The organism is Streptomyces sp. NPDC018610 (assembly GCF_044391765.1).
In the GTDB taxonomy this organism is placed as follows: domain Bacteria; phylum Actinomycetota; class Actinomycetes; order Streptomycetales; family Streptomycetaceae; genus Streptomyces.
On the sequence record NZ_JBISAL010000001.1, the window covers coordinates 327,907 to 349,473 of the forward strand.

The 21,567-nt window shown below is 74.7% G+C and carries 19 protein-coding genes; 4 read left to right on the plus strand and 15 right to left on the minus strand.

All coding sequences use genetic code 11. The annotated features are described in order from the left end of the window. Positions 1 to 50: 50 nt before the first annotated feature. Genes ACH5A8_RS01465 through ACH5A8_RS01475 form a run of 3 tightly spaced genes read right to left on the minus strand, consistent with a single transcriptional unit; the run spans position 51 to position 2,964 of the window. Complete coding sequence (locus tag ACH5A8_RS01465; protein WP_398996759.1) at positions 51 to 761, minus strand: response regulator; 711 nt, start codon at positions 759 to 761, stop codon at positions 51 to 53. After that, positions 758 to 2,077 (minus strand): MacS family sensor histidine kinase, encoded by a 1,320-nt coding sequence (gene macS, locus ACH5A8_RS01470; protein ID WP_398996761.1) that lies wholly within the window; start codon positions 2,075 to 2,077, stop codon positions 758 to 760. Before macS ends, ACH5A8_RS01465 begins: the two co-directional genes overlap by 4 nt. A gap of 29 nt (positions 2,078 to 2,106) precedes the next feature. Next, a complete protein-coding gene (locus tag ACH5A8_RS01475) occupies positions 2,107 to 2,964 on the minus strand; it encodes a lysophospholipid acyltransferase family protein (protein WP_398998198.1) in 858 nt (285 codons plus the stop codon). 211 nt (positions 2,965 to 3,175) lie between these two features. Between ACH5A8_RS01475 and ACH5A8_RS01480 the strand changes: the two genes are divergently transcribed. Both ACH5A8_RS01480 and ACH5A8_RS01485 read left to right on the plus strand, forming a co-directional pair. After that, on the plus strand, positions 3,176 to 3,955 hold the full coding sequence (locus ACH5A8_RS01480) for an alpha/beta hydrolase (RefSeq protein ID WP_398996763.1): 780 nt from the start codon (positions 3,176 to 3,178) through the stop codon (positions 3,953 to 3,955). Between the two features lie 430 nt (positions 3,956 to 4,385). Beyond that, positions 4,386 to 4,943: a hypothetical protein gene (locus ACH5A8_RS01485; protein WP_398998200.1), complete on the plus strand. Its 558-nt coding sequence runs from the start codon at positions 4,386 to 4,388 to the stop codon at positions 4,941 to 4,943. A gap of 219 nt (positions 4,944 to 5,162) precedes the next feature. Here the strand turns inward: ACH5A8_RS01485 and ACH5A8_RS01490 are convergent, their stop codons facing one another. From ACH5A8_RS01490 to ACH5A8_RS01515, 6 genes are all read right to left on the minus strand, one after another. Next, positions 5,163 to 5,918 carry an endonuclease/exonuclease/phosphatase family protein gene (locus ACH5A8_RS01490; RefSeq protein ID WP_398996765.1) on the minus strand — a complete coding sequence of 252 codons (756 nt, stop codon included), beginning with the start codon at positions 5,916 to 5,918 and terminating at the stop codon, positions 5,163 to 5,165. A 191-nt stretch (positions 5,919 to 6,109) separates the two neighbouring features. Next, the gene (locus tag ACH5A8_RS01495) at positions 6,110 to 7,063 is read right to left on the minus strand and encodes an ROK family glucokinase (protein ID WP_398996767.1); all 954 of its coding nucleotides are present in this window, start codon (positions 7,061 to 7,063) and stop codon (positions 6,110 to 6,112) included. Between the two features lie 141 nt (positions 7,064 to 7,204). Beyond that, the gene (locus tag ACH5A8_RS01500) at positions 7,205 to 7,738 is read right to left on the minus strand and encodes a DUF5304 domain-containing protein (RefSeq protein WP_398996769.1); all 534 of its coding nucleotides are present in this window, start codon (positions 7,736 to 7,738) and stop codon (positions 7,205 to 7,207) included. Positions 7,739 to 7,794: 56 nt separating this feature from the next. After that, positions 7,795 to 8,964 carry an ArsA family ATPase gene (locus ACH5A8_RS01505; RefSeq protein WP_398996771.1) on the minus strand — a complete coding sequence of 390 codons (1,170 nt, stop codon included), beginning with the start codon at positions 8,962 to 8,964 and terminating at the stop codon, positions 7,795 to 7,797. Positions 8,965 to 9,542: 578 nt separating this feature from the next. Next, on the minus strand, positions 9,543 to 9,986 hold the full coding sequence (locus ACH5A8_RS01510; RefSeq protein WP_398996773.1) for an SRPBCC family protein: 444 nt from the start codon (positions 9,984 to 9,986) through the stop codon (positions 9,543 to 9,545). Between the two features lie 130 nt (positions 9,987 to 10,116). Further along, complete coding sequence (locus tag ACH5A8_RS01515) at positions 10,117 to 10,914, minus strand: metallophosphoesterase (RefSeq protein WP_398996775.1); 798 nt, start codon at positions 10,912 to 10,914, stop codon at positions 10,117 to 10,119. A 315-nt stretch (positions 10,915 to 11,229) separates the two neighbouring features. Here ACH5A8_RS01515 and ACH5A8_RS01520 point away from each other — a divergent pair, with 315 nt between their 5' ends. Next, positions 11,230 to 13,026 carry an AMP-dependent synthetase/ligase gene (locus tag ACH5A8_RS01520; RefSeq protein ID WP_398996777.1) on the plus strand — a complete coding sequence of 599 codons (1,797 nt, stop codon included), beginning with the start codon at positions 11,230 to 11,232 and terminating at the stop codon, positions 13,024 to 13,026. A 99-nt stretch (positions 13,027 to 13,125) separates the two neighbouring features. Here ACH5A8_RS01520 and ACH5A8_RS01525 read toward each other — a convergent pair whose 3' ends face one another. Further along, entirely contained in the window at positions 13,126 to 14,271 is a 1,146-nt protein-coding gene (locus ACH5A8_RS01525) for a glycosyltransferase family 4 protein (protein WP_398996779.1), read from the minus strand. Positions 14,272 to 14,571: 300 nt separating this feature from the next. Between ACH5A8_RS01525 and ACH5A8_RS01530 the strand changes: the two genes are divergently transcribed. Further along, on the plus strand, positions 14,572 to 15,822 hold the full coding sequence (locus tag ACH5A8_RS01530; protein ID WP_398996781.1) for a glycosyltransferase 87 family protein: 1,251 nt from the start codon (positions 14,572 to 14,574) through the stop codon (positions 15,820 to 15,822). A 117-nt stretch (positions 15,823 to 15,939) separates the two neighbouring features. On the opposite strand, the gene ACH5A8_RS01535 is transcribed toward ACH5A8_RS01530, so the two are convergent. The 5 genes from ACH5A8_RS01535 to ACH5A8_RS01555 all read right to left on the minus strand — a co-directional run bounded on the left by ACH5A8_RS01535 (position 15,940) and on the right by ACH5A8_RS01555 (position 21,515). Further along, positions 15,940 to 17,127, minus strand: a complete 1,188-nt coding sequence (locus ACH5A8_RS01535) for a hypothetical protein (RefSeq protein ID WP_398996783.1) — start codon at positions 17,125 to 17,127, stop codon at positions 15,940 to 15,942. A gap of 32 nt (positions 17,128 to 17,159) precedes the next feature. Next, on the minus strand, positions 17,160 to 18,185 hold the full coding sequence (locus ACH5A8_RS01540; RefSeq protein WP_398996785.1) for an NlpC/P60 family protein: 1,026 nt from the start codon (positions 18,183 to 18,185) through the stop codon (positions 17,160 to 17,162). Between the two features lie 257 nt (positions 18,186 to 18,442). Further along, positions 18,443 to 19,495, minus strand: a complete 1,053-nt coding sequence (locus ACH5A8_RS01545) for an NlpC/P60 family protein (RefSeq protein WP_398996787.1) — start codon at positions 19,493 to 19,495, stop codon at positions 18,443 to 18,445. 369 nt (positions 19,496 to 19,864) lie between these two features. Then, on the minus strand, positions 19,865 to 21,214 hold the full coding sequence (locus tag ACH5A8_RS01550; protein ID WP_398996789.1) for an NYN domain-containing protein: 1,350 nt from the start codon (positions 21,212 to 21,214) through the stop codon (positions 19,865 to 19,867). 61 nt (positions 21,215 to 21,275) lie between these two features. Further along, positions 21,276 to 21,515: a hypothetical protein gene (locus ACH5A8_RS01555; RefSeq protein WP_018567422.1), complete on the minus strand. Its 240-nt coding sequence runs from the start codon at positions 21,513 to 21,515 to the stop codon at positions 21,276 to 21,278. Positions 21,516 to 21,567: the final 52 nt, after the last annotated feature.

A 21,567-nucleotide genomic window follows, 5' to 3' on the forward strand; every position in this document is an offset into this window, starting at 1 on the left:
TACCGGATACGCCCATTTACTCGCGGTCGGGTTCGCGCGCCCTTCCCGCCCTATTCGCCGTCCAGCCCGCGTTCGATGGCGTACCGGACCAGCTCGACGCGATTGTGCAGCTGGAGCTTGCCGAGGGTGTTCTGGACGTGGTTCTGGACCGTGCGGTGCGAGATGACCAGGCGCTCGGCGATCTGCTTGTAGCTCAGGCCCTTGGCGACCAGGCGCAGCACCTCGGTCTCGCGGTCGGTGAGCCGGGGGGCGCCCGGCTCGCCGTCGGCGGCGGCGCCGTCGGCGGGAGCGGGTTCGGCGGCGAGCCGCCGGTACTCGCCGAGGACCAGTCCGGCCAGCCCCGGGGTGAACACCGGGTCGCCGGCGGCGGTCCGGCGCACCGCGTCCAGCAGCTCCCGCGTCGAGGCCGACTTCAGCAGATAGCCCGTGGCGCCCGACTTCACGGCCTCCAGCACATCGGCGTGCTCGCCGCTCGCGGACAGCACCAGCACGCGCAACGCCGGGTTGTCCGCGACGAGTTCCTTGCAGACCTGGACACCGGGCTTGACGGGCAGGTTGAGGTCCAGGACGAGGACGTCGGGCGCGGCCGCCTTGGCGCGGCGAACCGCCTGCTCGCCGTCGCCCGCCGTGGCGACCACCTCGAAGCCGGACTCGGCGAGGTCCCGGGCGACGGCGTCGCGCCACATCGGGTGGTCGTCGACCACCATGACCCGCACCGGCGCGTCCCCCTCGCCCTGTCCGCTCGCGTCCGTCGCCGTCATCGGCTTCCCGCCTTCCCCCGCGCCCACGCCGCGACGCCGCCACCGCGGCCCTCGCGCGGACGCTTCTCGTGCTTCTCGGTCTTCGTGTTCTTCGCGTGCTTGGGTACGTTCAGTTCGACCTCCGTGCCCTGGCCGGGCACCGAGATCAGCTCGGCGGTGCCGCCGATGTCGCGCAGTCGGCCCCGGATCGACTGGGCCACGCCGAGCCGGCCCTCGCCCTCGGCCTGGGCGAGCCGCCCCTCGGCGATGCCCGGCCCGTCGTCGCGCACGGTCACCAGGACCGACTCCGGTTCGTCCTCGACCAGGATCCAGGCCCGCGCGTCCTCGCCGACGTGCCGGCGGACGTTGTCCAGCGCGGCGCCGACGGCCGCGGCCACCTCCCGGGCGACGGCGGCCGGCAGCGGCACCGGGGCGCCGGGTTCGGCCAGGGCCACCCGGGAGCCGGCGTACGGGGCGAGCAGCGTCCGCAGGTCGACGGGCTCGTCGCCGCCCTCCTCGTGCCCGCCGTGCACGTCCTGCCCGCCGTGCTCGTCGGCGTGGTGCACGAGCGCGCCGTCGGCCGCGTCCGTGGAGACGCGGGAGACGGGGACCAGTCCGCCCAGGACCAGGGTGCGCAGCGCCACCTCCTGCTCGCCGGCCAGCCGGCCCAGCTCCGCCGCCTCCCCGCCGATCACCGCGCCGCGCCGTTGCACCATGGCCAGCACCTGCAGCACGCTGTCGTGGATGTCCCGGGCCAGCCGCTCCCGTTCCCTGGTGGCGGCCTCGATCTCCAGGGCGCGGGCGAGGGTGCGCTCGGAGGCGCGGGCCACCTCGACGACGTAGCCGATGGCGATGGAGGCGACCCAGACGAGGATCACGTTGTGCACGGTGTCGCGCGCCGGGGCGCCGCGCTCGACGAGGTTGGCGACGGCGATCGCGGTGGAGGCGACGGCGGCCCACCGCCAGCCGCCCCTGACGGCGAAGGCGAGCACGGACCCGGCGGTCCATATCGACGGCAGCGTCGGGCCGCCCGCCGCGATCCGGGCGTGCGCGTCGGCCACGGGGGTGAGGAGGATGCCGCAGACCGCGAGGGCGAGGTCGGCGACGAGGAACGGTCTGGTGCAGCTCGCGGCGTTCGCCACCCGGGGCAGGGTGGCCAGGGTCCACACGAACAGCACGCAGTAGTAGGCGACGGCGACCCCCGGGCGGGGGAAGCGGTCGTAGGCGGTGGCGAACAGGCCGACCGCGTAGAACATCGTGAGCACCCGGTAGCCGGCCAGGGCACGCCACATGGGCTGCTCGACCGACATCCTCATGACGCGCTCGCGCCTGGGCATGCGCCCCTCCCCCCGGTTTCCGCGGTCGCCTACTCCGCGGTTCTCTCCTCTTCGGCCCGTTCTCCCCCGCCCGTGCGTCCGGGCCCGTCCGGCTCGGCGGACTCGGCGGGCTCCTGCCGGGCCGGCGCCTTCCCGGCCCTCTCCGGGACGGCGGCCGCCGCCTTCCCGGCCCTCCCTGCCTCCTTCTCGGCCTTTCCGGCCTCCTTCTCCGCCTTGGCCGCCTCCGCGAGCTGCCGCTTGGCGGCGGTCGCGTAGATGTCGACGTACTCCTGGCCGGAGAGCTTCATGATCTCGTACATGACCTCGTCGGTCACCGCGCGCAGCACGAAGCGGTCGTGCTCCATGCCCTGGTAGCGGCTGAAGTCCAGCGGCCGGCCGATGCGGATGCCCGGGCGCATCAGCTTGGGGACGACCGTCCCCGGCGGCTGGATCTTCTCCGTGTCGATCATGGCGACCGGGATGACGGGCGCCCCGGTGGCCAGCGCCACCCGGGCCAGACCGCCCGGCTTGCCGCGGTAGAGCCGGCCGTCGGGCGAACGGGTGCCCTCCGGGTAGATGCCGAACAGCTCGCCGCGCTCCAGCACCTCGATGCCGCTCCTCACCGCGGCCTCGCCCGCGCCGCGCGCTCCGGAGCGGTCCACCGGGAGCTGGCCGACGCCCTTGAAGAACGCGGCGGTCATCCGGCCCTTCACACCCGGCGTGGTGAAGTACTCGGCCTTCGCGATGAAGGTGACCTTGCGGTCGAGCACCGCGGGCAGGAAGAACGAGTCCGAGAACGAGAGGTGGTTGCTCGCCAGGACGGCGGGGCCCTCGGCCGGAATGTTCTCCAGCCCCTCCACCCAGGGTCTGAAGGCGAGCTTCAGCGGTCCCCCGATGGCGAGCTTCATCGTGCCGTAGAACAACCGAGTTCCTCCCGTGTCTGTCGCTCAGACCATAACCCGCGCAGGCACCGAAGGGGCCGACGGCCCTGGTCGGTGTCAGTGCCGTCGCGTACGGTGAAGTACCCGCGTCCGACGGCCGCGCGCCGCGGGCGGGCCGCCCCTGCCTCGACGAACCTGTCATCGACGTGCCGAGTCCACCCACGAACAGGAGACCGACGTGCCGGTCCTGACCGGAGCAGAGCCGTTCCGCCACGAGGGCGGGGAGGTCGGCGTCCTCCTCTGCCACGGCTTCACCGGTTCCCCCCAGTCGCTGCGGCCCTGGGCCGGGTACCTGGCCGAGCGCGGCCTGACGGTGTCCCTGCCGCTGCTGCCCGGACACGGCACGCGCTGGGAGGACATGCAGATCACCGGCTGGCAGGACTGGTACGCGGAGGTGGACCGCGAGCTGCGCGCCCTGCGCGAGCGGTGCGCGCACGTGTTCGTGGCCGGACTGTCGATGGGCGGCGCCCTGGCGCTGCGGCTGGCCGCCAAGCACGGGGACGCGATCACCGGGATCGTGGTCGTCAACCCGGCCAACAAGGTGCACGGCCTGTCCGCGTACGCGCTGCCCGTGGCCCGGCACCTGGTGCGCACGACGAAGGGCATCGCCAGCGACATCGCCAAGGAGGGCGCGGCCGAGCTGGGCTACGACCGGGTGCCGCTGCACGCCGCGCACTCGCTGCGGAACTTCTTCCGGATGCTGGACGGCGAGCTCCCGCAGGTCACCCAGCCGCTGCTGGTACTGCGCAGCCCCCAGGACCACGTGGTGCCGCCGGCCGACCCGGCGCGGATCCTCAGCCGGGTCTCCTCCCTGGACGTGACCGAGGTACTGCTGGAACACAGCTACCACGTCGCGACGTTGGACAACGACGCGGACCGGATCTTCGAGGAGAGCTACGCCTTCGTCGGCCGGCTCGCACCCAGCGTCGGCAAGGAAGGGACGGCCCAAGGTGGCTGAGCACGACTCCGACCGCGAGGGCCGTGAGAACCGCGAGCCGTCCGAGCCCGGGCAGCCGGCCGACACGGCCCGGCCCACCGACGCGCTGCGGCCGGCCGACGAGGCACGGCCGAGCGACGCCGCCGGGCCGGCGGACGCGGCCGAGCCCGTCGACTCCGTCCGGCCCGCCGACGCTGTCCAGCCCGTCGACTCGGTCGGGCCCGAGCCCGTCGACCCGACCGGACCGGCCACGTCCGCCAAGCCGGTCGACTCGGCCGATCCGGCCCGGTCGGCCGACGCGTTCACGGCGGCCGAGCCCGTCAAGTCGGCCGACCCGGTGAAGGCGGCCGACCCGCTCAGGCCGGCCGACGCCGTCGGACCGGCCGAGGGCGGCCGGCCCCGGGAAGCGGAGCCGGTCGGGCCGGCCGTCCCGGCGGAGCGGGCGGGCGGCATGCCACTGGACGAGGAGGCCGCCTGGGCGGCGATCGTCGCCGGGTACGGCGAGGAGCCGCCGGACCCGCCGGGCGCGCGGCCGTTCCGGCCGATCCAGGATCTGGCGCTGCCCGACCTGCCGGACGCCGACGACGAGCGGCCGGGCCGCGGCGTACGCCCGGAGGCGGAGGCGCCGAAGGAGGACGGGCCCGCTCCGGCCGGGCCGCTGGGCAGCTCGGTCTCCTTCGCACCCGGCGTCGGCGCTCCCTCCGGGCCGCGCGACTACACGGTGCGCGAGCCGTCCGACGACGACTTCACCGAGGACGACGAGGGCCACTTCGTGCCGCCGGAGCCGCCCCCGCTGCCTGACGCGGACGCGACCGCGAAGTTCGCCTGGCTGGGGGTGGTCGGCGGTCCCGTCCTGCTCCTGCTGGCGGTCCTGCTCGGCTGGGACATGACCTGGTGGCTGACCACCCTGTGCGTCGGCGGCTTCCTCGGCGGCGTCGCCACGCTGGTGGCCCGCATGAACCCGGGCGACGACGAGGACGACGACCCGGGGCGCGGCGCCGTGGTCTGAGCGGCTGAACGGTGCGGAAGGCGGGAGCGGGAGCCGGTAGGGCCCGGTACGGCCCCCGCCCCGGCGATGCGGTCGCGGCGCCGCCGTTGCCCTCCGCGTGGTCGATCCCCTCGCGGTCCCCGGCGACACGGTCGCCCCCGTCTCCGTCCCGGGTGACGCTGTCACCTCACCGCCGCTCCCGGCGCCGCGGTGACAGCGCCGTCGTTCACGGTGTCCCGGTCATGCCGCCGGGATCCGGAGGGCGGCCAGCACCGGGCGGTGGTCCGTGGCGGCCCTCAGGTCCGCCTCGGTGACGCCGGGCTGGTCCAGTGGGACCCCGCAGCCGAGCACCTCGACGCCCGGTGTGGTGAAGAGCGCGTCGACGCGCCGGTGCGGCTCGGTGGCCGACCAGGTGAGCTCGCCGCCCCAGGGCGCGGTCGCCCAGCCGTCCCGCAGGGCGCCGGCCAGCCGCCGGAAGGCGGGACCGTCGGGCCCCTCGTTGATGTCGCCGCCCGCGACCGCGTGCTCCACCCCCATCCCGGCCAGCCTGTCCAGGAGCATGCCGCTCTGCTCGTGGCGCTCGTCCCGGGCCAGGGAGAGGTGACAGGCGAGCACGCCGAGCCGGGCCCCGCCGAACCGGACGACCGCCGTGGCGAAACCCCGCCGGTGCTGTCCCGGGGTGAGCGGCAGCAGGACGTCCTCGGTGCGCTCGACGGTGGCCCGCAGCGAGCAGAGCACCGCCGGTCCGGCGGCCGTGGCGCCGCCGGTGAGGATCACCAGGTCGGTGGCGGACGCGAGCCGGGCCAGCTTCTTGCGCCAGCGGAAGAACCGGGGCGCCTCCTGGAGGAGGACGAGATCGGGCGCGCAGGCACGGATCACGCGGGCGAGGGCGTCGGTGTCGTCCTTCAGCGAGCGGATGTTGTAGCTCAGGACACGGACGACGGCGGAACCGTCGGGTTCCGTGCGGGAGTTGGGCAGCAGCATGACGATCAACATACGCCGCGGCCGCCGGGCCGCCCGTACGGCGGTCCCGCGAGCGCGGCGTGCCCGGTGCCGCGACGCTGCCGGCCCGGTCCCGCGACGCTGCGGAACCGGTGCCGCGACGCTGCGGACCCGTGCGACGACAGCGCCCACCGGCCCGGACGGAGGGGGCGGTGGGCGCGTGGACGCTCAGCGGGCGGGGCCGCTCACATGACCGGGTCGGGCTCCCGGGCCAGGTCGGCCGCGCCGACCATACCGGCCTTGTTGCCGAGCTGGGCGGCGAGGACGTCCGCGACCGGACGCCAGTTGCCGCCGACCAGCCACCGCTTGTACGACTTGCGGATCGGGTCCAGGACCAGATCGCCCTCGTCGGACAGGCCGCCGCCGACGATGAAAGCGGACGGGTCGAAGAGGGAGGCCAGGTCGGCCAGGCCCGCGCCGACCCAGCGGGCCAGCTCGCGGTAGGAGTCGACGGCGACCGGGCAGCCCTGGCGGGCGGCCATGGAGATGTGCTTGCCCTCGATGCCGTCGGGGGTGCCGTCGCCGAGGGCGAGGAGCACCTCGGCCCGCTCCGGGGTGGCGTTGGCGCGCTGCTTGGCGTACCGGACGAGAGCGCGCCCGGAGGCGTACTGCTCCCAGCAGCCCTGCGAGCCGCAGCCGCACAGCAGGCCGTCCGGGACCATCCGGATGTGGCCGAACTCGGCGGCCACGCCGAAGTGGCCGCGGCGCAGCTTGTTGCCGATGATGATGCCGCCGCCGAGGCCGGTGCCGAGCGTGATGCAGATGACGTTGCGGTGGCCCTTGCCGGCGCCGAACCGGTACTCGCCCCAGGCCGCGGCGTTGGCGTCGTTCTCCACCACGACGGGGAGGCCGACGCGCTCCTCGACCTTCTGCTTGAGCGGCTCCTGGCGCCAGTCGATGTTGGGCGCGAAGTAGACGGTGGAACGCTGCCGGTTGACGTAACCGGCGGCGCCGATGCCCACGCCGACGATGTCGTGCCCCGCGCGCGCGCCGTCCACCGCCGAGGCGATGGCGTCCACGATGGCCTCGGGCGTGGTGGGGGTCGGCACCTTGAAGGTCGAGAGGATGTTGCCTTCCTCGTCGACCACGCCGGCCGCGATCTTCGTGCCGCCGATGTCGACGCCGATGGTGAGTCCCATGAATCCCTCAGTTCCGGTCGAGCCCCGCTACGGCCAACCGTACCCGAGCCGCCACCGTCCGATTCGCGGCGTCCACCCGCCGAGCAGGCGCGGAACGCGGCGGCGGGGCCCCGGGACCGCCCGGCGGGCCCGGGCTCGGGCTCAGTCCAGGTCGATGCGCTGACCGCCGCCGGTGCCCTCGCCCCGGTCCCGGCGGTCGTCGAGGTCCTTCAGATCGTCGTCGAGGGCGCCGTCGGGACGGTCGGCGCGGGACGTCCAGCGCCGTTCCTGGGCCTGGACGGCCGAGCGGTAGGCGGCGAGCAGTTCGCCGCCGGCCGCGGCGAGGTGGTCGAAGACGTCCGGGTTGCGTTCGATGACCGGTTCGACGGTCGCCCTGGCCTGCTGCACGACCTGCCGGACCACCTGCTGCGCGGCCGGTCCGGCGACCGCGCCGAGCAGCGGCGACCGGAGGGAGGACAGCTTGTCGGCGATCGTGTCGACGAACTTGCGCAGCTCCTCGGCGGCGGAGCCGGGAGGCGGGCCGTACTCGGCGCGGCGCCGGGCCTGCTCCGCCTCGAGGTCCTCGGCGCAGGCCGTGGCCCACGCGTCGGAGTCGGTGGCGTGCGGCCGGCCGGTGGTCTCCTCCTGAGCGGCGTCGTCCCGAGCGGCGTCGGTGGGTGGGCGCTCTTCGCTCATGGCGGGCTCCTGACTACGGTTCGTCCTTCGACGTTACCCGAACCGGGACGGGCGGTTCACCTCTCGCGGGGCCACAGGGCGGGATCCGGCGCGAACCGGATCCGCAGCTCGCCCTCGCGCAGGGCGGCGCCCTCGACGGTGCACCGGCGCAGGGCCGAGGGCAGCGGGACGACGCGGCGGAACGGTCCGGCGGTGAGCACGAGTTCGTCGCCGCGCCGGACGAGGTCCAGCTCGTCGCGTATGGCGCCGGGCAGCGGGATGTGCCACACGAGCACGCCGTCCTCGGTGATCCGGTCGGCGACCGGCCACCGGACGCGCGCGGGCGCCGGGTCGGCGGCGGGCAGGGCGAGGGCGGTGAGGTCGTCCGGGCCGCGCGGGTCCCGGCCCAGGTGGGCGGCCGGGTGGACGGCGTACGTCTCCCCCCACTCGTCCAGGGCCTTGCGCTGCTGGGCGGCCAGCGCGGTCTGCCAGGCGTCGGCGGGGGCCTCGGGCAGCACCCGGGTGGCGACCAGCGACTCGACGGGCAGGGCGCGCACGGCGAGGCCGAGGGCGGCGGCGCGGACGGCGTCGGCGCCGGCCGGGCCGGGTTCGGCCACCAGGCGCACGGCGGTGCCCGGGTCGGCGACGACGGCCTCCACGGCGGCCAGCTCCACGTCCCAGCGGGCCGCGGTCTCGTACAGCCACTCGGCGGGCATGGGAACGCCGGCGAGGCGGCCGAGGACCGGGCGCAGGGCGCGGGCGGCCTGCCGCTCGGGCGGCAGCAGCCGGCGCAGGTAGCGGCGCAGCTCGGCGGGGAGGGCGAGCAGGGCGAGGGCCTGCGGGGCGGGCGGCAGATCGACGACCAGCAGGTCGAACCGCTCGGAGAGGGCCGCGTCGCGCAGCGCGCGCAGCAGGGCGAGTTCCTCGGCGCCGGGCAGCGGGGTCAGCTCCTCGGCGTCGAGGCGGGCGGCGCCGAGGAGGTCCAGGACGTTCGCGGCGCGGTCCTGGAAGGCGGCGAGGTCGGCGCGGAAGCCGGCCGCCGCGTCGGGGCGCCAGGCGGTGAGGTCCGGCGTCACGGCCACTGGTTCCGCTCCCGTCGCCGCGCCGAGGACCGCGCCGAGCGTGTCCGTGCGGTCGGCGCTGAGCACCAGGGTGCGGACGCCGTCACGGGCGGCGGCGAGTGCGGTGGCGGCGGCCACGGTCGTACGGCCGCTGCCGCCGGGGCCCGTGATCAGGAGGGTGCGCATGGAGCTGAACGCTACCTCCGCACCGCCGCCCCGGACGCCGCGCCCGAAGATGCACCCGACCCGGACCGGTGCCGAGCCCGGCCCCGAGGGGCCGGCGCACCGGGCCGGAGGCCGGGTGTCAGGGCCGGGGGCCCGGCGCCGGGGTCCGGGAGCCAGCCGCCGAAGCAGGCATCGGATCCGCAGGCCAGGCGTGCGGGCCGGGCCTCGGGGCCGAAGGCCAGGAGCCAGGGCCCGGGTGCCGGGCCGGAGGCCGGGGCCCGAGCGCCATGGTCGAGGCCCAGGCGCCCGAAGCCCGGGTGCCGAACCGGTGTCCAAGTGCCGGAGGCGGGCCCCCGGGGCCGTAGGCCAGGTGCCGCGCCGTGGGCGGGGATCCGAAGGCGCGTCACCGGGCCCGGAGGCCGCTCGCCCCCGGAGGGACGACCGCCCCGGGGCGAGCCCGGCCGGGGACCGGTCGCGGAAGCCCGTCGCCACGACCGGTCAGCGTGGCCGGAGACCACTCACCGAAGCCGCTCGCCGCGGCCGGAGACCAGTCACCGAAGCCGAAGACCCGCAGCCGCAGCCGCAGCCGCAGCCGCAGGCTACTTCTCCTTCGACTCGACCCGCTTCTTCAGGCCCGCCAGGGCGCGGTCGATGATGACCTTCTCGGCCTTGCGCTTGATCATGCCGAGCATGGGGATCTTGACGTCGACGGTGAGGCGGTAGGTGACCTCGGTGCTGTCCGGGCCGGACCGGCGCAGCAGGTAGGAGCCGTCCAGGGAGCGCAGCATCTGGGACTTCACCAGGGTCCAGGAGACCTCGTTGTCGCCGGTCCAGGTGTAGGCGAGGGTCTGGTCGTCCTTGATGGCGCCGGCGTCCATGACGAGACGGACCTGCTCGGCCCGGCCCCGGTCGTCGGCCTTGAGGACCTCGGCCTCCTTCACCTCGCCGGTCCAGTCGGGGTAGCGGGCGAAGTCGGCGATCACCCCCATGACGTCGGCGGGTGCCGCCTCGATCGTGATGCTCGAGCTGGTGTGTTCCGCCATCGCCGTGGCTCCTCCAGATGCGGACCGGAAGTCGGGTCGTCGTGCGCACGTGTGTGCAGCGGAAGGCTACCGCGCAGGCGCCCGGCGGACTGTACCCCCACCTGCGGGCATGGCCGGACCTGGTCCCGGGTCACCACTCCAGCGCCCAGGGCCGGCCGGTCCGCGCGAAGTGCCCCACGTTCACGCACTCGGTCGCGCCGATCCGCATCCGGCGGGCCAGCGGCTGGTGGACGTGGCCGAAAAGGGCGTACCGGGGGCGGGTGCGGCGGATGGCGTCCAGCAGCGCGCGGCTGCCGCGTTCGAAACGGCGGGCGACGGTGTCGTAGACGAGTTCGGGCACGTCGGGCGGGATGTGCGTGCACAGCACGTCGACCTCGCCGACCGCCTCGATCTTCGCCGCGTACTCCTCGTCGCCGATCTCGTACGGCGTCCTCATGGGGCTGCGCAGGCCGCCGCCGACGAAGCCGAAGACCCGGCCGGCGATCTCCACCCGCTCCCCGTCGAGCACGGTGGTGCCCTCGCGGGCGTACTCCGGCCACAGCGGCGGCATGTCGACGTTGCCGTAGGTGGCGTACGTCGGGGTGGGGAACGCGGCGAAGAGTTCGGCGTACTGCCCGCGCACCGCGCGCTCGATCACGGCGGCGCGGTCGCCGTCGACGCCCGCCCAGAGCCGGGCGCCCAGTTCGCGCGCCTCCGCGAACCGGCGGGCGGTGCGCAGCTCGACGAGGCGGTGGGCGTTGTCGACGCCGAACAGGTCGGGGAAGATCCCGCGCGAGTGGTCGGCGTAGTCGAGGAAGAGGATCAGGTCGCCGAGGCAGACGAGGGCGTCGGCACCGTCGCCGGCCCTGGCCAGATCGCGTGCGTTGCCGTGCACGTCGCTGACCACGTGGATACGGGTCCGGCGTCCCGGGGCGGGTGTGGGTGCCATGGCGATCAAGCGTAGGCGGAGCGCCGCACTTGTGAACAGTGGCGGCCCGGACCCCGGTTACTGGCCAGTTGTTCAGCGGGTCGACTACTGTGCGCGAGGAAACACCCATCGTGTGACGCAGCGAACATCTCGCCGGGCCCCCTGTCGAAGAGGCCATACCGGCGGGTAACCTCCGGGCAGTCCAGTCGTGCTCTGGATTTCAACCATCGGGGCCGAGAAGGCTCCTGGTGAAGCCCTGGGCACCGACCGAGCCTTGGACCGCACCGTCGCATCGCACAACGTCGTGGCGCCGGCGCCCTATGAGGAGCAGCAGTCTTGCGCGAGTTCAGCCTTCCGGCTTTGTACGAGGTCCCCGCGGACGGAAACCTGACCGACATCGTCCGCAGAAACGCCGCGCAGCATCCCGACGTCGCCGTCATCGCCCGCAAGGTGGACGGTGTCTGGCAGGACGTCACCGCCCGTGACTTCCTCACCGAGGTGCACGCCGCCGCCAAGGGCCTGATCGCCTCCGGCATCCAGCCCGGCGACCGGGTGGGCCTGATGTCCCGCACACGCTACGAGTGGACGCTGCTCGACTTCGCGATCTGGAGCGCGGGCGCGATCACCGTGCCGGTGTACGAGACCAGCTCGTCCGAGCAGGTGCGCTGGATCCTCAGCGACTCGGGCGCCACCGCCTGCGTCGTCGAGACCGACGCGCACGCCGCCGCCGTCGAGTCTGTGCGCGAGAGCCTGCCCGCCCTCAAGAGCGTCTGGCAGATCGAGGCCGGCGCCGTGGAGGAACTGGGCCGCGCCGGACAGGGCATCAGCGACGCCGCCGTCGAGGAGCGCGGCTCGCTCGCGAAGGCCGACGATCCCGCCACCATCGTCTACACCAGCGGCACCACCGGCCGCCCCAAGGGCTGTGTGCTCACCCACCGCAGCTTCTTCGCCGAGTGCGGCAACGTCGTGGAGCGGCTGCGCCCGCTGTTCCGCACCGGCGAGTGCTCCGTGCTGCTCTTCCTGCCGCTCGCGCACGTCTTCGGCCGGCTGGTCCAGATCGCGCCGATGATGGCCCCGATCAAGCTGGGCTGCGTCCCGGACATCAAGAACCTCACCGACGAACTGGCCGCGTTCCGCCCGACGCTGATACTGGGCGTGCCGCGGGTGTTCGAGAAGGTCTACAACTCGGCGCGCGCCAAGGCGCAGGCCGACGGCACGGGCAGGATCTTCGACCGGGCCGCGGACACGGCGATCGCCTACAGCAAGGCGCTGGACGCCCCGTCCGGCCCGTCGCTGGGCCTCAGGATCAAGCACAGGGTCTTCGACCGGCTGGTCTACAGCAAGCTGCGCGCGGTGCTCGGCGGACGCGGCGAGTACGCCATCTCCGGCGGCGCCCCGCTCGGCGAGCGCCTCGGCCACTTCTTCCGCGGCATCGGCTTCACGGTCCTGGAGGGCTACGGCCTGACCGAGTCGTGCGCGGCGACCGCGTTCAACCCGTGGGACCGGCAGAAGATCGGCACGGTCGGGCAGCCGCTGCCCGGCTCGGTGGTCCGCATCGCGGACGACGGCGAGGTGCTGCTGCACGGCGAGCACCTGTTCAAGGAGTACTGGAACAACCCGGGCGCCACCCAGGAGGCGCTGGCCGACGGCTGGTTCCACACCGGTGACATCGGCACCCTCGACGAGGACGGCTACCTGCGGATCACCGGCCGCAAGAAGGAGATCATCGTCACCGCGGGCGGCAAGAACGTCGCCCCGGCCGTGATCGAGGACCGCATCCGGGCGCACGCGCTGGTCGCGGAGTGCATGGTCGTGGGCGACGGGCGGCCGTTCGTGGGCGCGCTCGTCACGATCGACGACGAGTTCCTGGGCCGCTGGTGCGCCGAGCACGGCAAGCCGGCCGGCTCCACCGCCGCGTCCCTGAGCGACGACGCGGACCTCAACGCCGCCGTCCAGGCGGCCGTGGACGACGGCAACGCCGCGGTGTCCAAGGCCGAGTCGGTGCGCAAGTTCCGCATCCTGGGCACCCAGTTCACCGAGGAGTCGGGCCACCTCACGCCGTCGCTGAAGCTGAAGCGGAACATGGTCGCGAAGGACTTCGCGGACGAGATCGAGGCGCTCTACGCCAAGTAGCCCTCGCGCACGCCGCACACGACGGCGCGGCGCCCCCCGCAGGGCGCCGCGCCGTCGCGCGTCCGCGGCGGGTCGTCCGCGGCGTGGTCCGAACTCCCTCTACTCCAGGAGCTCCTCGAGCCGTTCGGCGAGCAGGTCCCAGCGCCACTTCTCCGCCACCCAGGTCCGCCCCCGCTCCCCCATGCGGCGGCGCAGCGCGGCGTCGCCCAGGAGGGCGACGATGCGCTCGGCGGCCTCATCGGGGTGCCCCCCGCGCACCACCCAGCCGGTCTCGCCGTCGAGCACCGCGTCGGGCGCGCCGCCGGAGTCCCCGGCGACGACGGGCAGCCCGGTCGCCGACGCCTCCAGGTAGACGATGCCGAGCCCCTCGACGTCCAGGCCGCCGCGCCGGGTGCGGCAGGGCATGGCGAAGACGTCGCCGGCGCCGTAGTGCGCGGGCAGCTCGGACCAGGGCACCGCCCCGGTGAACCGCACGGACGCGGCCACCCCCGTCTCGGCCGCCAGCCGGCGCAGGTCCTTCTCGTAGGGGCCGCCGCCGACGATCAGCAGCACCGTGTCCGGCTCGGCCGCCAGGATCCGGGGCATGGCCCGGATCAGGGTGTCCTGCCCCTTGCGCCGGACCAGCCGTGAGACGCACACGACCACCGGCCGGCCGGTCAGCCCGAGCCGGGCGCGCACCTCGGCGCCGCCCGATCCCGGATGGAAGGTCTTCTCGTCCACCCCGGGCGGCAGTTGCGCCATCCGCGCGGCGGCGGCGGGCGAGAGCGCGCGGGCGATCCGGGACCGGGTGTACTCGCCGAGGTAGGTGATGGCGTCGGTGGACTCCCCGATCCGGTGCAGCAGCCGGCGCGCGCCGGGCAGCTGCGCCCAGCCGGCCTCGTGGCCGTGGGTGGTGGCCACCAGCCGCTCGGCGCCGGCCCGCCTCAGCGCGGGCGCCATCAGCCCGAGCGGGGCCGCCGCCCCGAACCACACGGCCGTGCAGCCGTGTTCGCGCAGCAGCGCGGTGGCGCGCCGGGTCGCCTCCGGGGTGGGCAGCAGCATCGTCGTGCGGTCCCGCACCACGGTGAAGGGCTGCTCGGCGTCGAAGGCGGCCGTCGCCCGAAGCCCGTCCGCGCTCCGTTTCCAGGTGGAGGCGTAGACGACCAGCCGGTCGGGGTCCAGACGCAGCGCCATGTTGTGCAGAAACGCCTGGATGCCGCCCGGGCGGGGTGGGAAGTCGTTGGTCACGACGAGGGTCTTGCGCATCGCCGCCGACCCTACCGAATCCGGCCGGACACGCTTGGATCCGGCCACCGGCTCCCGTGCGAGCCCGCTCCCGATCCCCGTGCGGGTGTGCCTCCCGATCCCCGTGCCGGCGTGCCCCCTGATCCCCGTGCGGGTGTGCTCCCGACCCCCGTGCGGGCGCAGTCCTGGTTCCCGTGCGGGCGTACTCCCGTGGCCCGCGCGCGGGCGGCCGGGAGACCATGGGACCGCGCGGGGCGGACGGCGCCCCGGGCGAGGACGGACCGGGGCCGCGGCGGGCGGCGCGACAGGACGGGGGCCGAGGTGGACGAGGCGGGCACGGGACGGCGCCTGGCCGGACTCCTCGCCGTCTGGGGCGCGAGCCGCGCGGTGCTGCTGCTGTTCGTCCTGCGGGTGCTCGTCTTCCCGGGCCCGGACGTCACCAGCGACGTGTCCGTGATCTACCGGGGCTGGTACGAGGTGCTGCGGCAGGGCGCGTTCCCGGTGGGCGACGTCGCCTGGCAGTACCCGCCCGGTGCCGCGCTCGCGGTCCTCTCTCCCGCGGCCCTGCCGTTCCTCGGCTACGCCACCGCCTTCTTCGTGCTGGCGCTGCTGGCCGACCTGGCCGTGCTGTGCCTGCTGCTGTCGGCCGGCCGGGGCCCCGGCCGGCCGTTGCGCGGCGCGTGGGTGTGGACGGTGGGCGCGGCCGCGCTGGGCCCGACCCTGTACGCCCGCTACGACGTGATGGTCACGGCGGTGGCGGTGGCCGCGCTGCTCGTCGGCGCCCGGCGGCCGCGGCTGCTGGGGGCGCTGGCCGGCGCGGGGGCGCTGCTGAAGGTGTGGCCGGTGCTGCTGCTCGTGGGCGTGCGGGGCGCGGCGCGGTGCCGGGTGTGGGGGTCGGCGGCGCTCACGGTGGCGGTGCCGGCCTCGCTCCTCGCGCTCGCCGTGCCCGGGACGCTGTCCTTCCTGACCGCTCAGCGCGAGAGGGGCACGGAGGTGGAGTCGCTGGGCGCGCTCGTCTTCCACGTGGCCCGGCACTTCGGCTGGCGGGGCCAGGTGCTGCTGAACTACGGCTCGGTGGAGTTCCTCGGCCCGTACGTCGGCGTGGTGAGCGCGGCCGCGCAGGCGCTGACCGTGGCCGCCTTCGGCTGGCTGCTGCTGTGGCGGCTGCGGGCGCGGCGGTCCGCCCCGCACACGCCCGCGGACGCCGCGTTCACGGCGGTGCTGCTGTTCACCGCCACCAGCCGGGTGATCAGCCCGCAGTACCTGGTGTGGCTGGTGGGGCTGGCGGCCGTCTGCCTGTGCTTCCGGGGCAGCGCGATGCGGGCGCCGGCCGCTCTGGTGCTGGCCGCCTCGTTCGCGACGGTGCTGGAGTTCCCGGTGTGGTTCGCGGACGTCGTGGCGAGCGACCGCCTCGGCGTCGCGGTGCTGTTCCTGCGCGACGGCCTGCTGGTGGCCGCGTGCGCCGGCGCGGGGCGGGCGCTGTGGCGCTCCACGGCCGCCGGGGCCCTGCCGGTGACCCTGCCGGGCCAGGCCGGCGTCCACGGACGGCAGACCCCGGCCGCACACGACTGACCGCCGCGCGGCTCACCGCACCACCGGCCCCGGTCTTCCGCGACCGGCCGCCACCGCCACTGTGGCCTCCCACGACGACCGTCGCCGCCCGCCCGCGTACGCCGACGCGGCGCGCCGTCAGCCCAGTTGTGCCCGCAGGTACTCCCGCCAGCGCGCGGTGAACTCCGGCAGGGTCGTGCCCAGCACCTTCCCCAGCGCGTCCTCGACCGCGCCCGCCCGCCCGGTGTGCGTGCCGACGGCCCGGTAGAAGGCGTCCAGCCGGTCCTCGCCCCAGTGCGCGGCGATCATCCGGCAGGCCAGCCAACCGCCCTCGTAGGCCTGGGCGAGACGGGTCGCGTCCCCGGTGAAGCCGAAGTCGCCGTCGGCGGGCAGCGCGGCGGGCGGCCGGCCGGCGGTCACGGCGCGCCGCAGTTCCGGCGCGACCTCGTCGGGGGTGCGGCCGGCGTCGCGGTAGCCGACCCAGTCCGCGTAGCCCTCGGAGAGCCACAGGGGGGTGGCCGCGCCGGTGTGCGCGCGGGTCGCGACGTGGGTGGTCTCGTGGGTGAGCACGACCTGCTTGCCGAGCGGGGCGAGCGCGCCGTACGCGTCGGGGTTGACGATGATCCGGTCCGCGGGCGCCCGGCCGCCTCCCGTCTCGCCGGTGGTGACGGCGGCGATCCCCCGGTACCCGGCGGCGGTGGAGCCGAGCAGCGCGGCCATCCCGTCCAGGGAGCCGGGGACCAGCACCACGATCCGGCGGCTCCAGTCGGCGCCCCACGCGTCCGACACGGCCGGCACCGCGCGGTCGGCGAGGCCCGCGTAGGCGCGCAGCGACCCGTCGCTCTGTCCGGCGCCGAGGACGATGCTACGCGCGCCGCGGACCACGGCCACCGGCCCCTGGTCCCACAGCTGCTGGGCGGACTTCGGCGCGGGCCGCTCGGAGTCGACGTACCAGGCGCCGTCGGCCGCGGTGGACAGGGTCAGGACGCGGCCGACGGTGACGGGCGCCGTGTCGTAGCCGGTGACCCGGTAGCGCAGTTCGGCGTCGGCGGTGGCCGTGTCGCCGCTGCGGCGCACCGCGGTCACCCGGTAGGACCAGGCGGTCAGGGGCACGGCCTTCAGGTCCGCGTAGGACGCGCGGGCGCCGGTGGCCGCGTACGCCGCCGGGTCGTGGTGCAGGACGGCCGCGGCCCGCCGGTCGAGCAGTCGCTGCACCTGCCGGCGGGCGGTGTCGGCCGGGGAGTGCCCGCCGCACGCCGTCAGTGAGGCCAGCAGCAGGCACACCGCCACCGCCGAGGATCCCGACACCCGCCTTCGACCAGCCATTTCCCGATCGTACGGCGGCTTCGGCGTGACCGTCAGACCCTGGTGACCGAGGCCACGGGCATCATGTCCACCCGGTCGTAGCGCACGGGCGCCCCCGGGTAGGGGGCGTGGATCACCCGGCCGTGGCCCACGTACATCGCCACGTGGCTCGCGTCGGACCGGTAGACGACGAGGTCGCCGGGCCGGGCCTGGGAGAGCGGGATGCGCCGGCCGGCGTAGCGCTGTTCCTGCGAGGTGCGCGGCAGCTGCACCCCGGCCTGCCCGTACGACCACTGCATCAGGCCGGAACAGTCGAAGCCCCTGGGGCCGTTGGCGCCCCAGACGTAGGGGCGGCCCAGGGCGGAGCGGGCGGCGGCGACGGCAGCGGCCGCGCGCGCCGAGGCGGCCGGGCCGGCGTCGGGGCCGGGCAGCAGCTGGTCGCGGCCCGAGCGGGAGGCGCGGTCGTAGGCGGCCCGCTCGGCCGGGGAGAGGGAGCCCAGCAGCCGCCGGGCGCGGGCGAGTTTCTCCTCGACGGTCCGCTTGTGGGCGGCGACGGCCGTGCGGCTGGTGGCCAGTTCGGACAGGGCGCGGGTGGCCTCGGTGCGTTCCTGGGCGAGTTCGCGCAGGGCCTGGCGCAGGTCCCCCAGCTGCTCCGCCTGGTGGGCGCCGATCCGGTCGAGCGTGGCCGCCCTGTCGAGGTAGTCGGCCGGGTCGTCCGAGAGCAGCAGGGCGACGGTCGGGTCCAGGCCGCCGGAGCGGTACTGGGCGCCGGCCACCGCGCCGAGCGAGTCGCGCAGGGTGTTGACGCGCAGTTGCCGCCGGGCGATGCGGTCCTGTCCCTGGCGCACCTGGCGGCGCAGCTGCCCGGCGCGCTCGTCGGCCCGGTCGTAGGACTCGGTCGCCTTCTCGGCCTCCTGGTAGAGGCGGTCGACCTCGGCCCGGGCGTCACCGGGCGGCGCGGCGACGGCGGTGCCGCCCGGCAGGGCGCCGAGGGCGGCGGCCGTGACGGACAGGACGCTGAAGGCGGTGCCGGCGCTCCGGACGGAACCGGACGGTGCACGGCGGCGATGAGACCCCACGGGAAGCCGAACTCCCTCCACTGGCGGACACTTGGCCGTCTCCCCGCCGCCGGGGGCGGTGCGCCCGGCGGCGGGGAAACGTCGCAGACAGTAGCCGCGCGGTGACGCGGCGACCAAAAGCGTCCGCCGGGCGCACAGCACGGCGCCCCGCCTGAGACACAGGTCAGAGGCGGGGCGCGGAGTTCGTGCGGGCCGTGGTGATTCGCCCGTTCGGGCGGTACGGCTCCTTGATCCGGACGAGGCCCGGACCGGTCGGGTCAGACGCGGACGCCGAACTGGAAGGGCATGTTGCCGATGGCCTCGTAGCGCACGACGGCACCGGTGTGCGGGGCGTGCAGCACCTGGCCGTTGCCCGCGTAGAGGCCGACGTGGTGCAGGTCGCCGTAGAAGAACACGAGGTCGCCGACCTGGAGCTGGCTCTGCGAGTAGATCCGGGTGCCGATGTTGGCCTGGGACTCGGAGGTGCGCGGGATGGAGACGCCGGCCTGGGCGTAGGCCCAGGAGGTCAGGCCGGAGCAGTCGAAGGAGGACGGGCCGGTGGCGCCGTAGACGTAGGCGGAGCCTATCTTGCTCTGCGCCGCGGAGAAGGCGGCGCCGGCCCGGCCGGAGCCGGCGGAGATCTTGCCGGGGTTGCCGGTGTCGCTGTTCAGGGCGGCGCGCTCGCTGGCGCGGCTGGCGCGGCTCTGCTCGTCGGCGAGGGCGGCCTTCTCCTGCGCGGTGAGGGAGTTGAGCAGCTTCTGCGCCTCGGTCAGCTTGCCCTGGACTTCCTTCTTCTTCTCGCCCAGTTCGGTGCGGGTGGCGGCGAGGTCCTTGAGCTTGGCGGTGGCCTCGGCGCGCTCCTGGGCCAGTTCGCGCTGCTTGTCCTGGATCTTCTTCAGGGCGTCGGCCTGCTGGCCGCTGACCTGGTCGAGGGTGGACGCCTTGTCCAGGTAGCTGTCCGGGTCCGAGGACAGGAACAGCTGGAGGGAGGGGTCGATGCCCCCGGTGCGGTACTGGCCGGCCGCCATCGAACCGAGGCCGTCGCGCAGCTTGTTGAGGTCCTGCTGACCGCGGGCGACGTTGTCCTGGATGGTGGAGATCTCCTTCTGGAGCTTCTCCTGCTTCTCCTTGGCGCCGTTGTACTTCTCGGTGGCCTGCTCCGCCTGCTCGTAGAGCTTGTCGACCTTGGACTTGACCTCGTCCTTGCTCGGCTTCGCGCTGGGCGCGGCGTTGGCTGCCTGTGCGCTGATCGCGACGGCGGCCGCTGCTGCGGTGGTGAGCACGGTCACACGTGCGCGGCTGGGCTGTTTGGGTCGACGGTGGGACGGCACGGAAGCGAGCTCCTTCTTGTGAGTGATCACCCGCTTGGAGGTTCGAGGCCAGACCCTAGTGACCTCATCGTGATTAATTCAAATCCCACAGCAGAAAATACCGCCTCGGAACGCGTTTCTTTGCACTCAACTCACCAGAAGTGAACTCAGGTTGACGCAGGGTTGTGCGACGGTCCCGTCAATTCGGGCGTTAGGCCCCTACGTTGGGATTGCGGCGTGAATTGCCATATGCCCGTTTTCGGTTGGCGTTCGTTTCCGGCCGCGGGCCTCCCGCCGTACGCCTCCCACCGCTTTCGGCCACACGCCTCCCACCGTTTTCGGCCGCCGCCGGGGCGCGTCCGGCGGCTCGGCCGCGGTGCGGGCGGTCGCTCAGCCGCGTGAGAAGCGCTTCAGCAGCATCGCCGACGCCACCGGGCGCGCCCCGGCCTTCGCCACCCCGTCGGCCACCTCGCGGTCGGTCGAGGCGACGATGACCGGCCGGCCGGGCGGCTCGGCGCGCACCAGCTGGCGGATCAGCTCGTCGGCGGTGACGCCCGGCTTGGAGAACAGCACCCGCACCCCGCGCGGCGGCGCGAGCAGCACCGGCGCGGCCAGCTCGGCGCCGTCGAAGACACAGGTGACCTCGGCGCCGGTCTGCGCGGCGAGCTGCGAGAGCTGCCCGAGCAGCCTGAGGCGCTGCTTCTCCAGCGGCATCTGCGGATAGCCGGTCTTGGTGACGTTGTAGCCGTCGACGACCAGATGCGCCTGCGGCAGCGCCAGCAACTGGTCCAGGATCGCCGGGTCGTGCTCGGACAGCGCGCGGGCGGCGATGTCCTTGGGCGTCATCCGCCCGGGTTCGACCGCGTCCACGGTCTCGGCGGGCCGTACCGACACCGGCGGCAGCGCCAGTTCCCGGCGCAGCCCCTGGGCCGCGTCGAGCACGGTGTCCAGCAGCAGCCGCACCCGCATGTCCTCCACGCTGCGTCCCTCGCGGGCCGCCTTGCGGGTGGCCTCCAGGGCCGATTCCGCCTCAGCGAGGCGCGCCTTGAGCCGCCGCGTCTCGCTCTCGGCGGCCGACACCTGCGTCTGCCCCTCGGCGCGCACGGCCTCCGTCTCGGCCCGCGCCTTGCGCAGCGCCGCGTCGCCGCGCTTGACGTCGCTGAGCGCGGCGCGCAGCTTGCGGTGCAGCGACTCGGTCTCCTTCTTGGCCGAGTCCAGTTCGGCGCGCAGCCGTTCGGTCTCCGCGCGGGTCTGCTCGCGGGCCGCCGCGAGGTCGGCGCGCAGCCGTTCCAGCTCGGCCCGGCTCTCCTCGCCGGCCCGCTCGGCGTGGGCCCGCTGAACCTCCTCGCCGACGGCGGTCACCAGCTTCGCCCAGCCCGCCGGGCGCAGTACGTAGGCCGCGGCCGCCACGTCGAGCGGGTCCGCGGCCGGGAGCGGGGAGCCGGAGTCCAGGGCGCCGGAGAGCTCCGGCTCGGCCTCTCTGAACTTCTCCCCGACGCGCTGGCGGAACAGCATGTCGCCCTCCAGCGCCGCGGCCATCGCGTTGCCCGCGAACTTGGCCCTGCGGTTGGGGGCGAACCGGGCGTACTGCCGCAGCTGGGCGGGCAGCTCGGTCACGGTCAGGCGGCCGAAGGCGTCGGCCACGATCTGCACGACCCGGCGCCGTACGCCGTCGGGCAGCGGACGGTCGAGCACCTCAGCGGCGCCGTCGTCCGGCTCCCCGCCTCGTGTCTCCACCATCCTCACCCCAATGCCTTGCCCGACCCCCGTCCGGGGGTCACCTGTGCGGGGCCCGCTCCGCTCAGGAGCCGGCGCCCGGCCTGTCCACGAGTTCCACCTTGTCCACCGCGTTGCACCAGCGGCAGCGCACCGACTCGATGGTCTCACTGACCACTTCGCGCTCCTCGACGGTGGGCTCGCCCGCCAGGTCCAGATGGACGTACTCGACGACCTTCGACGAGCGCGTCACGTCGAAGCGGGTGAGGTTGCCGCAGAGGGTGCAACGCCACCGCGTCGTGGCGGTCGGCAGGGGAACCGTCATCGTGGCTTCACTTTCCTTCTGGTCTCCGTGACGCGCCAGCTTCCCTGGAGCG